This is a genomic window from Paraburkholderia phenoliruptrix (assembly GCF_047325075.1).
Taxonomy (GTDB): Bacteria; Pseudomonadota; Gammaproteobacteria; order Burkholderiales; family Burkholderiaceae; genus Paraburkholderia; species Paraburkholderia phenoliruptrix.
Genome location: NZ_CP168531.1, coordinates 3,492,313 through 3,506,965 on the forward strand (window position 1 = coordinate 3,492,313; position 14,653 = coordinate 3,506,965).

A 14,653-nucleotide genomic window follows, 5' to 3' on the forward strand; every position below is an offset into this window, starting at 1 on the left:
ACGCTGCGGCCATCAGTCAAATCAAGCAAAACCAGCTCAAACGATATTCATCGCCAACGCACTCTCGCGATAATGCAGGCTCGCCTTCTCGGCATCCCCGAGTTGCTCATGCAAGCGAGCCAACGCGCGATGCGAGCGGATCTTCAGCGTCTCGTTATCGGCGAGCTTCAACGCGCGTTCCAGGAACGATTGCGCCTTGCCCCACAACTGCTGATGCAGGCACAACCGCCCCAACGCAAACAGCAAGTCCGCATCTTCGGGACGATCCTTCTGCCACGCCTCGGCCTTCTGGATCAGCGGCAACGCGTCGCCGCCCGCAGTGTCCGGATAACGACGCAGCAAACGCGCATCCCAGTTTTGCGCGAGCGCGTCCTCGACAATCTTGCGCGCTTCCTGCGGACGATTCAGCGCGACCAGCAGCTCCGCGGCGAGATCGGCGAGACGCGGCGAATGGCGCTCCGTCGGCGTCAGCGAATTCCACAGCTCCAGCAGCGCATCCGCGTTATGCCGACGATCGCGCAGCAAGTTCTCCGCTGCCAGTTGCCGCAGACGCACAGCCACAGCCGGGTGAATCGCCTCACGCTTTTCCAGCGTCTTGACGAGCTTCAGCACTTCGGCCCAGTTCTTCAATTGCTGTTGCGCGCGCAACGTAATCTGCTGCGCGTGAATGCGCCGGCCGCCCTGCGATTGCATTTCCTTCAGCGCGGCCAGCGCGCCGTCCGCGTCGCGACCGTCGGCGCGCATGTCGGCGGTGGCCATGAGACGCGCGTCCTGCCAGTCGGCGCCGTCGATCTGCGCGAGCCATTCGTCGCGCCGCGCATATTCATGCATGCGATGCGCCGCCGTCGCCGCAATCAAACCCGCCGCGCCCTTGTTGTCGCCATTCGCGAGCGCGTCTTTCGCGGCCTTTTCCGCGCGCGAAAAACGCCCGGCGTACAGATTGCCGATCGCGTCACGCAGCGCCGCGTGCGCCTTCGCGACCCGCGCGCGCGCACGATACGCGGCCACCCGCTGCGGCATGTGCCAGATACTGCGCACGATGCGCAACAGCGCATACAGCAGAATGAACAGCACCACGAGCCCGACCACAAACAGATTCAGCGACATGTCCACGCGGTACGGCGGATACACCAGCAGCACCTGCCCCATGTCGAAGCGCCCGACCACCGCGAGCACGACCGCGACGGCGAACAGCAACGCGAGCCATAGAAGTCCCCGGATCGCCATGATTAACCTCGGCTCCGGTATTGATTGACGGCTTGCAGGCTCGTATTCAGATTAGGCAATTCGACGGCGGCGGAGCCGGCCTCGACCTGCTTGACCAGGTCGACCACGTTCTGCGTTTTCTTCGACGATGCATCGAAATAACGCGTCAACGCATTCTGTGCCGCCTGCAGGTCGGACCTGAGCGTGGTCTCGTTGCGCGACAACAGCGCGAGCCGCGCCGACAGCAAACGCAGCTTCACATTCTCACGCACGAAATAGCCCTGGTCGGGCGCAATCATCATCGCGTCCGCATTGTCGATGCGGCGCACCTGCACGAGGCTCGTCAACTGCTGGCCGATGCCGTTCGTCACTTCGCGCCACCACACTTTCCAGCGCGGTTCGCCGGTGGCCGCCGAGACCTTCGCCGTGTCCGCCCACGTCGTCGCCTGCGGCGTGGCGCGCGCGATCTGCGCCTCGCCCGAGAGCGGCAGGCTGTCGATCTGATCCACCGCGTTGTCGAGCTTGATGGCAAGACCCGTGAGATCGGTGGAAGGCGCGGCCTTCAGCTTGTCGATGTCCTGCGCTATCGCCTTGCGCACCGCCACCGCCTGCGCGCTGTCCGACGCCGCGAGCCGCGTGTCGGCGCTTTGCAGCGCGAAGAGCGCGAGTTGCGTGTTGCCGGTCAACTGCAATTGCTGGCTTGCGGCGGACAGCATCTGGCCGACTTCGGCGAGCGTCCAGTCGTCGCGATTGCGCGCGAGATCCGCGTACTGTTGTTGCAGCGCCTGCTGCGCAGCCTGCGCGTCGGCGAGCTTGCCTTCCAGTTGCGCGACCTGCGAGTCGGACTGACGCACCGTGGCAAGCGCCTGCTCGGTCTTGATGCGCAGTTCGTTGGTCTGCGTGTCGTTCGCCTGCTGGCGTTGCGCGATCTGCTGCTCGGTGCGCTCGAGCTTGCGATTGAGCGCATAGCCGCCCACGCCCGCGGCGCAAGCCAGAACCACGACGACAAACCACAGCAGCGGTCCGCTCGCGCTGCGGCGCTTTTGCGCTTCGTAGGGCGTGAAGGGTGGGTTCGGCGGCAAGCTTGCAGTCGCGGCCGGCTGGGGTGAAGCGTTCGTGGATGCGTTCGTTTCAGTCATGCGTGATTGAGCCGGTGAATAAGCCGGATTGGACGGTACCGGTTGAACTTCGGTCGGCAGCGCGGAGAGCAAGGCTTGGGCGATGCGCTCGTCGCCCGCGCCGGACACCGTAATCCTATCAAAACCCAATGCCCGCGCGGTCTGCGCGATACGGGGATGCGGCGCGACGAGCGTGGCGCGCTTCAACTGCGCGATTTCGTCGGCGGTGAGGTGTTCTTGCGCGAGTTCGTGCAGATTGCGCACGCCCTCGGAACTGGTCACGAGCCACGCGTGCGGTTCGCCCGCGAGCAGTTGATGCACGCGCGCCCACGCGGCGATGGACGGCTCCGGCACGAGGCGCCGGTATGCCGCGACCGTCTCCACTTCGGCGCCCGCTTCGCGCAGACGATCCGCGAGCCACTCGCGCCCGCCGTCGCCGCGCACGATCAGCACGCGCTTGCCTTCCAGGTTCGCCTCGCCGAGCGCTGCATCGATGGCGGCGAAGAGGCCTTCGGAATCGAAGCGGCCGTTGTCGTCATCCACGCCCGCCGCCGGACTGATCACCTGGTGCGCAGGCGCACTCACGCCGTGACGCGCGAGCGCGCGCACGCTGCCCGGCCCGACCACGCCGACCGGCAACGCATGCGGCCAGATCGCGCTGCTTGTGGCGAACGCGTGATCGATCGCATTCGGCGAGACGAACACGACGAGCGCGTAACGTTCCAGCGAACCGAGCGCGGCGCGCAGCGGCGCGTCGTCGGCAACGGGGGCGATGTCGATGAGCGGAAAGTCCAGCGCGGCGACGCCAGCCGCGGCCAGCCGCGCAATCAGTTCGTTCGACTGACCGGCCGGTCGCGTAATGACGACCGTGAACGCCGCCTTCCCGGCGGTTGATGACGACGCGTTGCGCGGAATGTCGGCCGCCATCAGTCGCCGGACGCCGTGCTGTCCGCCGCGCCCTTGCCGGTGCCTTGACCGGTGCCTGCGCCCGCGTTGGGACTCGACGCTGCCGGACCGCTCGCGGTGCTCAGCGCGCGGACAATCTCCATCGCGCCTTGCTGTTCCAGCGCGCTCGCCACTTCGCGGCCCAAGGCGACGGCGCGCTCCGTGGTCGGCGCGGGCGCCGACGCCTGCGCGCTCAGCACGCGCTGGCCGTCAGGCGTAGCGACGACGCCGCGCAGATGCAGCGCGCCGTCATGCCACGTGGCATACGCGGCGAGCGGCACTTCGCAACTGCCGCCGAGCGCGCGCGACACCATGCGCTCAGCCTCGACGGCCGCCGCCGTATGCTCGTGATGCAGCGGCGCAAGCCACGCCGCCAGGTCCGCGCGGTCGGCGCGAATTTCGATGCCGAGCGCGCCCTGCCCCGCGGCGGGCAAGCTATCTTCCGGATCGAGCAGCGCGCGGATGCGGTCCGCAAGACCGAGGCGCTTCAAACCGGCCGCCGCGAGAATGATCGCCGCGTAATCGCCGCGATCGAGTTTGGCGAGGCGCGTATCCAGATTGCCACGCAGCGGCCGCACTTCGAGATGCGGATAGCGCATGCGCAGCATCGCTTCGCGGCGCAGGCTGGACGTGCCCACCACGGCGCCCGCCGGCAGCGCGGCCAGCGAGTCGTAATCGTTCGAGACGAGCGCGTCGCGCGGATCTTCGCGCTCCATGATCGTGGCGAGCGCAAAGCCCGCCGGCAATTCCATCGGCACGTCTTTCAGCGAATGCACGGCGAGATCCGCGCGACCGTCGGCAAGCGCAGCTTCCAGTTCCTTGACGAACAGCCCCTTGCCACCCACCTTCGACAGCGTGCGATCGAGAATCTGATCGCCGCGTGTCGTCATTCCGAGGATTTTTACGTCGCAAGATGGATATAATTTGTGCAGCGCACATCGCACATGCTCCGCCTGCCACATGGCAAGGCGGCTCTCTCGCGAAGCAATCACAAGCGTGTGGGGTGGCGCGGCAAACGTCTCGGTGTTCATTAGCTTGTCGATTGAATGACGGGATGGAATAACAAGGAATGTTAGCACGCGCCCTTGCGTTCTCCCCTCGCTTTGCCCGCCTGCCGCCCTTGCGGATCAAGGCTCGCGTCGGGTTTCAGAGGGCGCCGTGCCGACGCGGTATCGATGGAGGAGACGGGCCTCGCGCCATGCGCGGCGGTCCACGGTGGCGTGCAGCTGCCTCGCGGCCGTCTCGCCGCGGCGCCTTCACGCACGGTCGTTCGCGCATCGCGGCGCTGCATGCGCGATGATTCAATGCGGCGCAACATGCGCCGTATGCAGACTTGCCGACTTCGTGCGGGCGCGGCCATCCTCTCCGGCGTATCGCCATCGGTGCATACCGCTTCATGCAGTTCACGTTGCAGTTCCAGTGCAGTTCGAGTTCCGCAGTCGCAGTTCATCACTTAACAGACCCTGGCTTCCCTGAGGAAACCCATCGTGACGTCTTCCGGATCGGCGCGCTCCGCCCGCCGCAACACTGCATCGCCCAACGCTTCCATTGACGACGCCGCCGCGTCCCCGGCCGCCGCATCGTCCACTGTCGAGACCACGCAGCCGCCCAAAGCCAAACGCGCGACATCCGGCGCGAAGGCCGCCAACGCGGCAAAAGCCGTCAAGGCCGAGAAAACTTCCGCGCCCGTCAAAGCGGACAAAACCGTGAAGACGTCGAAGGCGGACAAATCCGGCGAGGCCGCGCCTTCCGCGAAAAAGGGCAAAGCCAAAGCCGCCGGCAAAGCGCCGGTGCTGCAAGCCGTATCCGAAGACACCGTCATTGCCGCGGCCAAAACCAACGGCCGCACGCGCGACGACAAGGATCATCCGCTCTTCCAGGACATCCGCTACCTGGGACGGCTGCTCGGCGACGTGCTGCGCGAGCAGGAAGGCGACGCGGTGTTCGACGTCGTCGAAACGATCCGGCAGACAGCCGTGCGTTTTCGCCGTGAGGACGACAACGCCGCCGCGCAGACGCTCGACAAGAAGCTGCGCTCGCTGAGCCCCGAGCAAACGGTGAGCGTGGTGCGCGCGTTCAGCTATTTTTCGCATCTCGCGAATATTGCCGAAGACCGTCACCGCAACCGCCGTCACCGCATTCACGCGCTCGCCGGCTCGGCTGCGCAGCCTGGCAGCATCGCGTATGCATTGGAGCGGCTTGTCGAAGCCGGCGCCGCGGCCACGCCCGTTTTGCAGCAGTTTTTCAACGACGCGCTGATCGTGCCCGTGCTCACCGCGCACCCGACAGAAGTGCAGCGCAAGAGCATTCTCGACGCCGAGCACGACGTGGCGCGCCTGCTCGCCGAACGCGACCAGCAGTTGACCGACCGCGAGCGCGCGCAGAACGAGAGGATGCTGCGCGCGCGCGTCACGTCGCTGTGGCAAACGCGGATGCTGCGCGACTCGCGGCTCACCGTCGCCGATGAAATCGAGAACGCGCTGTCGTATTACCGCGCGACGTTCCTCGAAGAAATTCCCGCGCTCTACACCGATATCGAAGAAGCGCTCAAAGAGCACGGCCTCGAAGCGCGCCTGCCGCCCTTCTTCCAGATGGGCAGCTGGATCGGCGGCGACCGCGACGGCAATCCGAACGTCACCGCCGAAACGCTCGAGCACGCCATCGCGCGCCAGGCCGAGGTGATCTTCGAACATTATCTGGAGCAGGTGCACAAGCTCGGCGCGGAACTGTCCGTGTCGAATCTGCTTGCCGGCGCGAGCGACGAGCTAAAGGCGCTCGCCGAAATTTCGCCGGACCGCTCGCCGCATCGCACGGACGAGCCGTATCGGCGCGCGCTGATCGGCATGTACACGCGGCTCGCGGCAAGCGCGCGCGTGCGTCTCGGCGAAGGCGCCGTGCCGCTGCGCAGCGCGGGCCGCGGCGCCGCGCCGATCCGCGCCACGCCTTACGACGACGCCTCCGAGTTCGTGCGCGACCTGCATGTGCTGATGGATTCGCTCGCCGCGCATCACGGTGCGCCGCTCGCCGCGCCGCGTCTCGCGCCGCTCGCGCGCGCGGCCGAGGTGTTCGGCTTCCATCTCGCGAGCATCGACTTGCGCCAGAGTTCGGACATTCACGAAGCGGTGATCGCCGAGCTGCTCAAGCGCGCGGGCGTCCACGACGACTACGCGGCGCTCGACGAAAGCGCGAAGCTCGACGTGCTGCTCGCCGAACTCGCGCAGCCGCGTCCGCTGCGCCTGCCGTATGCGGAGTATTCGGATCTCGTGAAAAGCGAACTCGGCGTGCTGGAGCAAGCGCGTGTGACGCGCGAAAAGTTCGGCGCGCGCGCGGTGCGCAACTACATCATTTCGCACACGGAGACGGTCAGCGATCTCGTCGAAGTGATGCTGCTGCAAAAAGAAACCGGCTTGCTGCAAGGCCAGCTCGGCAACGCGGACAACCCGGCCAAAGCCGCGCTGATGGTGATTCCGCTTTTCGAAACCATTCCCGACTTGCGCAACGCGCCGCACATCATGCGCGATCTGCTCGCGCTGCCGGGCGCCGATTCGATCATCGAGCACCAGGGCAACGAGCAGGAAGTGATGCTCGGCTATTCGGACAGCAACAAGGACGGCGGCTTTCTCACGTCGAACTGGGAGCTGTACCGCGCGGAACTCGCGCTGGTGTCGCTCTTCAACGAGCGCGGCATCACGCTGCGGCTCTTTCATGGACGCGGCGGCACCGTCGGCCGTGGCGGCGGCCCGACCTATCAGGCGATTCTGTCGCAGCCGCCGGGCACCGTCGACGGTCAGATCCGTTTGACCGAGCAAGGCGAAGTGATTGCGAGCAAGTTCGGCAATCCGGAAATCGGCCGGCGCAATCTGGAGACGGTGGTGGCAGCCACGCTCGAAGCGTCGCTACTGCCGCACGGCAATGCGCCCGCCGACCTGCCCGCCTTCGAGGAAACCATGCAGCAGTTGTCCGACGCGGCCATGGCCTCGTATCGCGCGCTGGTGTATGAGACGCCCGGCTTCAAGGAATATTTCTTCGAGTCGACGCCGATCTCGGAGATCGCCGAGCTGAACATCGGCAGCCGGCCGGCCTCGCGTAAGTTGCAGGACCCGAAGCATCGCAAGATTGAAGATCTACGCGCGATTCCGTGGGGCTTTTCATGGGGCCAATGCCGGCTGCTGCTGACCGGCTGGTATGGTTTCGGCAGCGCGGTCGCCGCCTATCTCGACAGCGCGCCGAGCGACGCCGAGCGCGGGCGCCGTCTTTCGCTGCTGAAGAAAATGCACAAGAGCTGGCCGTTCTTCTCGACGCTGCTCTCGAACATGGACATGGTGCTCGCGAAGACCGACCTCGCGGTGGCCTCGCGCTACGCGGCGCTCGTGTCCGACAAGAAGCTGCGCAAGCACGTGTTCGAGCGGATCGTCGCGGAATGGGAGCGCACGTCGAAGGTGTTGTCGGAGATCACCGGCAAACGCGAGCGGCTCGCGGAGAATCCGCTGCTCGCGCGTTCGATCAAGAACCGCTTTCCGTATCTCGATCCGCTCAATCACCTGCAGGTCGAACTGCTCAAGCGTCACCGTGCGGGCGACACCAACGCGCGCGTGCGGCGCGGGATTCATTTGACCATCAACGGGATCGCGGCGGGGTTGCGGAATACGGGTTAGTGGCTGGTGGCGCGGCGCTTTTTTGTGTGCGCCGCTCGTTGATGCGTGTTTGGGTAAAGCCGGGCGTGGTCGGATGACTGCGGCCGGCTTTTGTTTTTGCGGCGTGGCGTTGAATGCGATCAATGCACTGTTCAACCCGCCTCAATCATCACCGCATCCAGCTTGAACGACCCGTCTTCCTTCACGTCGAAATACTGCCTTACCTCGTCCGGCGAACCGCGCCACAGCGACTGAATCGCGACGACGCGCGGCTCGGGCGTGCGCATGCGCGCCACCCACGAGCTGAACTCGATGTCGATGCGCCAGCGCTCGCGAATCGACGCCTCGAAACCCGCGGCCTCGAACATGGCTATCCATTCGTCCTCACGGTAATCCCGAATGTGCGAGCCGTCGCGCAGCAATTCGATCGCCTGAATATGCGTGTCGAGCAGCGGATGGTCGATGCCGGCAATGTCGATGAACAACACCTTGCCGCCCGGTTTCAGCACGCGCCGCACTTCGGCAAGCGCGGGCGCCACGTCATGCCAGTGGTGCGCGCTCATCCGGCTGATCACCCAGTCGAACGTGTGATCGTCGAACGGCAGTTTTTCGGCCGCGCCCTGCTGCGTGCGGATGTTGGCGAGGCCGCGCTCCTTCGTCGCGCCTTCGACGGTGGCGAGCATCGGCGCGGCGATGTCGTACGCGATCACCTCTTTCGCGTGCGGCGCGACCGCGAAGCTCGCGTGGCCCGCGCCGCAGCCCATGTCCAGCACGCTCGCACCGGGCGTGCCGGCGATCGCCTCGGCCAGCGTGCGCAGGTCGGCGCCGGTTGCATGCGTCGGACTCGTCAAATAGGCGGCGGCGGTCGAGCCAAAGGCGTCGGCGACCTGATCGTGATGCTTCATGGATAGCTCCGTTTGTCTGCGTGGGACGAATTGTCGTGTGAGTCCGCGTGTAGCGCGTGGCAGCGCGGCCTGCCGTTCATGCCGCTACGCCGCTACAATAGAGCCCGCTCGGTACCAGTACAAGTTAAGCAATTATTCTGGTATCTATACCACCCTCCTCACGCGCCGCAAGAATCGAATGACCACGCGAACGAGCCCGCCCGTTTCCGCCGACCACCCGCCGCCGCTGGACGCCACGCCGGCCCGCGCGCTCGGCGACTTCATCCGCGCGCATCGCGAGCGCCTGTCGCCGCAAGCGGTCGGGCTGCCGCCCGGCCCGCGCCGCCGCACGCCGGGCTTGCGGCGCGAGGAAGTGGCGCAACTGTGCGGCGTGAGTCCGACCTGGTATACGTGGATCGAGCAGGGGCGGCCGGTCTCCGCTTCCGCCGACGCGCTCGCGCGCATCGCCGTCGCACTGCAACTGTCGCGCGCCGAACGCGCGTATCTGTTCGAACTGGCGGCGCAGCGCGATCCGGCCGAGCCCGACCCGGCCGCCGCCGACGCCCCCGCGACGCTGCTCCAGACCGTGCAGCTGGTGAACGCGCCGGCCTATGTGCTCGACCGTCAATGGAATGCGCTCGCCTGGAACGAGCGCGCGGCCGCGCTGTTTGTCGGCTGGCTGGACGGCGCGCACGACCGCAACCTGCTGCGCTATACGTTCACCGAACCAGCGGCGCGCGAATTGATCGTCGACTGGGAAACGCGCGCGCGGCGCCTCGCCGCCGAGTTTCGCGCGGATTCGATCCGTCATCTGAACGACGCGCCCACGCGTGCGCTGATCGATTCGCTGAGCGCCGCGAACGACGCGTTTGCGCGCTTCTGGGCGTCGCAGGACGTGGGCGGGCGCGAAGGCGGACGGCGCGAGTTCAACCATCCGCGCGAAGGCCGGCTCGTCTACGACCAGATCACGTTCAAGCCCGCGCATCGCGAAGATCTGAAGCTGGTCGTGCTGGTGCGCGAGTAAGCGCGTGCCGCGGCGTCGCGGCGTCTTCTGCCCGCACACAGCGCGCCCTTCAGTCATCGGGCGGGCAGCGCGCCAGTGTTAAAATCGTTTTCTTTCTTCGCTCCGGCGGGGCGCACGGTCGTGCCACGTGCATCCGCGCCGTCGGCCTCTGCATCGCCCGCTCCACTGCCCTTTAACCGCTGCTTAACTGCTCAACACCATGACGTCCCAACTGCACAAAAAAGGCGAAGCCTGGTCGGCTCGCTTCTCGGAGCCGATGTCGGAGCTCGTCAAACGCTACACGTCGTCGGTTTTCTTCGACAAGCGTCTGGCGCTCGTCGACATCGACGGGTCGCTTGCGCACGCCTCGATGCTGGCCGCGCAAAAGATCATCGCCGCCGACGACCTCGCCGCGATCCAGCGCGGCATGGCGCAGATCAAGGGTGAAATCGAGCGCGGCGAGTTCGAGTGGCAACTCGATCTGGAAGACGTGCACCTGAACATCGAGGCGCGCCTGACCGCGTTGATCGGCGACGCGGGCAAGCGCCTGCACACGGGCCGCTCGCGCAACGACCAGGTCGCGACCGACATCCGGCTGTGGCTGCGCGGCGAAATCGACCGGATCGGCGAATTGCTGAAGGAACTGCGCAGCGCCCTGCTCGACATGGCGGAGAAGAACGCGTCGACCATCATGCCCGGCTTCACGCATTTGCAGGTCGCGCAGCCGGTCACGTTCGGCCATCACCTGCTCGCCTACGTCGAAATGTTCACGCGCGACGCCGAACGCATGCTGGATTGCCGCAAGCGCGTGAACCGCCTGCCGCTCGGCGCGGCGGCGCTTGCCGGCACAAGCTATCCGATCGACCGTCATGCGGTGGCAAAGACGCTCGGCTTCGACGGCATCTGCGCGAACTCGCTCGACGCCGTGTCCGACCGCGACTTCGCAATCGAATTCACGGCTGCGTCGGCGCTGGTCATGACGCACATCTCGCGTTTCTCGGAAGAACTCGTGCTGTGGATGAGCCCGCGCGTCGGCTTCATCGATCTGGCCGACCGCTTCTGCACCGGCTCGTCGATCATGCCGCAGAAGAAGAACCCGGACGTGCCCGAGCTCGCGCGCGGCAAGACCGGCCGCGTGAACGGCCATCTGATGGCGCTCCTCACGCTGATGAAAGGCCAGCCGCTCGCCTACAACAAGGACAATCAGGAAGACAAGGAACCGCTCTTCGACACCGTCGACACCGTGGCCGACACGCTGCGCATCTTCGCGGAAATGGTCGCGGGCATTTCGGTGAAGCCGCAAGCCATGCGCGACGCCGCGTTGCAAGGCTTCTCGACGGCAACCGATCTCGCCGACTATCTGGTCAAGCGCGGGCTGCCGTTTCGCGACGCGCACGAAGCCGTCGCGCTCGCCGTGCGCATCTGCGCGGACCGCGGCTGCGATCTTGCGGATCTCACGCTCGACGAAATGCGCGCCGAGTTGCCGAACGTCGCGCATCTGATCGGCGAAGACGTGTTCTCCTATCTGACGCTGGAGGGCTCGGTCGCGAGCCGCAATCATCCGGGCGGCACGGCGCCCGAGCAGGTGCTCGCGGCGGTCAAGGCAGCACGGCAAGCATTGAACTGAAGCAAGGGCGCGCCGTGATAGTGCGCGCTCGTGCACGGCAAATTGCGAAGGCGAACTCATTGACGAGTTCGCCTTTTTTCTTGCATGCGTGCCTGCTCGCACAGGGATGAACGCGGATTGAAACCGCGCGGTTTTTGACTACCATCAAGACACGTTCTGCCTTTTTCGTGGTTCATCATGCTCACCCGCACGCGCGTCCTTCACCTTCTGACTGAATGCGGCGCATGCCGCGGCCCTGCCTGGTTGCTGCCCTTGCGCGGTACCGCTCTCGTCGCCTTGCTCGCCGTCGCCGGCTGCAATTTCACCATCACGCCGCCGACCCGCCCGGTCGTCGCCACGCCGCCTGCCGCGGTCAACAGCGCGACGCTGGATCAGTATCGCGAGGCCGTCGCGCGGCGCATCATCGAACGCAATCCATCTTATGTGCTGCGCAGCGCGCCGCAGGCCATGCTGCGCTCGCTCGTCGTGGTGTCGTTTACCGTCGATCGCGACGGGCGCGTGGTGCAATCGTCGGTCTATCGCACGAATGGCGACGACGACGCCGAGGGCACGGCGCTCGCCAGCTTGCGGCGAGCCTCGCCGCTGCCGTTGCCGCCGGGCAAACTGTTGAACGGCCGCGGCCAGCTCGAGCTGTTCGAAGACTGGCTTTTCAACGACGACGGCAAGTTCCAGTTGCGCGAGCTCGCCGCGCCGCAGGCACTGACCATCGACTGAACGCGGCCTGGCCGATCGGCGAGGCGCCTTGCTGCGCCCTCACCGCGCTCGCTATAATTTTCCGATTCCCTCGCCGGAGCCTTCCGGCACGGCTCAGGCCGCCCGCTCATCCGCCGGCGCGCCCGCAGCCGAGCGTCGCGGCGCCGCGTCATCCGTGCGCGCTGCGCAAGCGCCTTTGTGCCATGCGTTGTATGTTGTGCGTTGCGGCTTCTGTCGCTACGCAAACCCGGCGCGTGACCGGCACAAGCGCGCACGAAACCTCAACAAAGATGCCGACTCAGCGCGCCGCTTTCCCGGCGCCGCCGCCATTGACCGGTTGACCGCGCCGCGGGCAATCAGGCTGCGGCGCGCGTGACCCGAGCGGCCAGGCGGCATCACGACACATGGAGACCCTGCATGTCCACATCGCCGATTTCAGCGGCCAAGCCCAATGCGGCCGGGCAGACCAACAGCGCGCGGATCATCTTCGCGAGCTTCATCGGCACCGCGATCGAGTTCTACGATTTCTATGTCTATGCGACCGCCGCGGCGCTCGTCATCGGCCCGGTGTTTTTTCCGCACGGCTCGGCGACCGCTCAGGCTTTGTCGGCGTTCGTCACGTTCGGCATTGCGTTCGTCGCGCGGCCCATCGGCTCGTTTCTGTTCGGCCATTTCGGCGACCGCATCGGCCGTAAATCGACGCTCGTCGCTTCGCTGCTCGTCATGGGCCTTTCGACGACGCTGATCGGCTTCGTGCCGGGCTATGACTCGATCGGCAGCCTTGCGCCGCTCCTGCTGTGCATCTTGCGCTTCGGCCAGGGCATCGGGCTCGGTGGCGAATGGGGCGGCGCGGCGCTGCTCGCCACCGAAAACGCGCCGGCCGGCAAGCGCGGCTGGTTCGGCATGTTCCCGCAACTGGGGCCGTCCGTCGGCTTTCTGGCGTCGAACGGCCTGTTCTTCGCGCTCGCCATGTCGCTCACCGACGAGCAGTTCCGCAGCTGGGGCTGGCGTGTGCCGTTTCTCGTCAGCGCGGTGCTGGTGGCGCTCGGGCTCTACGTGCGCCTGAAGATCGCCGAGACGCCGGCTTTCCAGGCCGCCATCGAGCGGCAGGAGCGCGTCAAGGTGCCGATCGCGACATTGCTGTCGCGACATGGGCTGCCCACGCTGCTCGGCGCACTGGCGATGGTGGTCTGCTACACGCTCTTCTACAACGCGACGACCTTCTCGCTGTCGTATGGGGTGTCGGTGCTGCACATTCCGCGGCAGACGTTCCTCGGGCTCCTGTGCATCGCGGTGGTGTTCATGGCGCTCGCCACGCCGCTCTCGGCATGGGCAAGCGACCGCTATGGCCGCAAGCCGGTGCTGATCGCCGGCATTGTCGCGGCTGTGCTGTCCGGCTTCACGATGGCGCCGCTCCTCGGCAGCGGTCAGACGCCGCTCGTGCTGCTGTTCCTCGTGATCGAACTGTTCCTGATGGGCGTGACCTTCGCGCCGATGGGCGCGCTGCTGCCGGAGCTTTTCCCTACCAACGTGCGTTATACCGGCGCGGGCGTGTCGTATAACCTCGGCGGGATTCTGGGCGCGTCGGTCGCGCCGTATATCGCGCAGATGCTGGCCGCGCGCGGCGGCTTGCCGTGGGTGGGCGCGTATGTGTCGATCGCGGCGGCGGTCAGCATGATCGGCGTGCTGTGCATGCGCGAAACCCGCGACTCGCGCATGATGTGACGGGAGCGTTCGCGAGGTGGCGAGCTTCGGCAGCGTATCGCCGAAGCCGCCGCCTGGCGCCGGTTTCGCTGGTGAATCCCCTGTCTTGCGCGGCTTTTTGACTTGCCTATACTCGAATTGAAATAACCCTATGGCAAGCAGGGAGGCCCGGATGAATCTTCATCTTCACAATGCAGACATCGTGATGATCATTGCGCTCGCGCTTCTGTGTTCGCTGCTGCTCGCGTTGCGTTTTCGACCCGCCAGCTGGAAAGGCATTGTGGTCGAGGCGCTGGCGGCGAACGCGGCGGCCATTACCGCAGTCGTCGCGTTCGAAATGCTGCTTGCGTGAAGCCTCGACTCTTTTCTTGCAGCGCGCCTCGCGACAGGCCGTCTGCTCGGACGCCTGAGCGGACAACTGAGCGGCCTGACCGATCTCAGCGGTAATAGTAGCCGTGGTGGTAATAGCCGCCACCGCCGTAGTAGTAGCCCGGCGCCGGCGCAACAATGCAGCCGCCGAGCAGGCTTGCAAGCACGGTGCCGGCGATCAGGGTCAGGATCAAGCGTTTCATGTTGTTCTCCGTCGAGTCAGATTATTCGAGTTATGTCCCGAATGACTCGATTGAACACGACGCGCGCCTGCAAGAACGTTGCCAGTTGTAAGGGAAGATCACGCCGGTGTTACACCTTGGCGTGCGTTTGTGGAGAGGGACCGGAGGGCGGCGAGCGGTTCGCCCCGGCCAGCCGGCGCGAGTCACTCGCGCAAACCGCATGACGCGTGTGACGGCCAACGAAAAGCGACAGATTTAACAACCGTGTAATGGGCGCACTGGGGGCGC

At 65.9% G+C, this 14,653-nt stretch carries 12 protein-coding genes; 6 read left to right on the top strand and 6 right to left on the bottom strand.

The genetic code is table 11. The features are described 5' to 3' along the window. Positions 1-36: 36 nt before the first annotated feature. From ACEN8U_RS27470 to ACEN8U_RS27485, 4 genes are all read right to left on the bottom strand, one after another. Positions 37-1,227 (bottom strand): heme biosynthesis protein HemY, encoded by a 1,191-nt coding sequence (locus ACEN8U_RS27470; protein WP_028360427.1) that lies wholly within the window; start codon positions 1,225-1,227, stop codon positions 37-39. A gap of 2 nt (positions 1,228-1,229) precedes the next feature. Continuing rightward, positions 1,230-3,251 carry a fused uroporphyrinogen-III synthase HemD/membrane protein HemX gene (hemDX, locus tag ACEN8U_RS27475; protein ID WP_310105900.1) on the bottom strand — a complete coding sequence of 674 codons (2,022 nt, stop codon included), beginning with the start codon at positions 3,249-3,251 and terminating at the stop codon, positions 1,230-1,232. Beyond that, complete coding sequence (hemC, locus tag ACEN8U_RS27480; RefSeq protein WP_310105897.1) at positions 3,251-4,300, bottom strand: hydroxymethylbilane synthase; 1,050 nt, start codon at positions 4,298-4,300, stop codon at positions 3,251-3,253. The genes hemDX and hemC overlap by 1 nt, the downstream gene beginning before the upstream one ends. A 422-nt stretch (positions 4,301-4,722) precedes the next feature. Next, a complete protein-coding gene (locus ACEN8U_RS27485; protein ID WP_310105894.1) occupies positions 4,723-4,998 on the bottom strand; it encodes a hypothetical protein in 276 nt (91 codons plus the stop codon). On the opposite strand from ACEN8U_RS27485, the gene ppc reads away from it, so the two are divergent. Then, positions 4,976-7,924, top strand: a complete 2,949-nt coding sequence (ppc, locus tag ACEN8U_RS27490; protein ID WP_310105891.1) for a phosphoenolpyruvate carboxylase — start codon at positions 4,976-4,978, stop codon at positions 7,922-7,924. The genes ACEN8U_RS27485 and ppc overlap by 23 nt on opposite strands. Before the next feature lie 131 nt (positions 7,925-8,055). Here the strand turns inward: ppc and ACEN8U_RS27495 are convergent, their stop codons facing one another. After that, entirely contained in the window at positions 8,056-8,808 is a 753-nt protein-coding gene (locus ACEN8U_RS27495) for a class I SAM-dependent methyltransferase (protein WP_310105887.1), read from the bottom strand. A gap of 178 nt (positions 8,809-8,986) precedes the next feature. Between ACEN8U_RS27495 and ACEN8U_RS27500 the strand changes: the two genes are divergently transcribed. The 5 genes from ACEN8U_RS27500 (at position 8,987) to ACEN8U_RS27520 (ending at position 14,166) form a co-directional block, all read left to right on the top strand. Then, a complete protein-coding gene (locus ACEN8U_RS27500) occupies positions 8,987-9,811 on the top strand; it encodes a helix-turn-helix transcriptional regulator (protein ID WP_310105884.1) in 825 nt (274 codons plus the stop codon). 199 nt (positions 9,812-10,010) lie between these two features. Beyond that, a complete protein-coding gene (gene argH, locus ACEN8U_RS27505; RefSeq protein ID WP_015002010.1) occupies positions 10,011-11,417 on the top strand; it encodes an argininosuccinate lyase in 1,407 nt (468 codons plus the stop codon). Between the two features lie 177 nt (positions 11,418-11,594). Then, on the top strand, positions 11,595-12,131 hold the full coding sequence (locus ACEN8U_RS27510) for a TonB family protein (protein WP_310105882.1): 537 nt from the start codon (positions 11,595-11,597) through the stop codon (positions 12,129-12,131). Positions 12,132-12,527: 396 nt separating this feature from the next. Beyond that, positions 12,528-13,835: an MFS transporter gene (locus ACEN8U_RS27515; protein ID WP_310105879.1), complete on the top strand. Its 1,308-nt coding sequence runs from the start codon at positions 12,528-12,530 to the stop codon at positions 13,833-13,835. Between the two features lie 151 nt (positions 13,836-13,986). Further along, positions 13,987-14,166 carry a hypothetical protein gene (locus tag ACEN8U_RS27520; RefSeq protein WP_013587520.1) on the top strand — a complete coding sequence of 60 codons (180 nt, stop codon included), beginning with the start codon at positions 13,987-13,989 and terminating at the stop codon, positions 14,164-14,166. An 85-nt stretch (positions 14,167-14,251) separates the two neighbouring features. On the opposite strand, the gene ACEN8U_RS27525 is transcribed toward ACEN8U_RS27520, so the two are convergent. Next, positions 14,252-14,386, bottom strand: coding sequence for a hypothetical protein (locus ACEN8U_RS27525; protein ID WP_013587519.1), 135 nt, complete (start codon positions 14,384-14,386; stop codon positions 14,252-14,254). Positions 14,387-14,653: the final 267 nt, after the last annotated feature.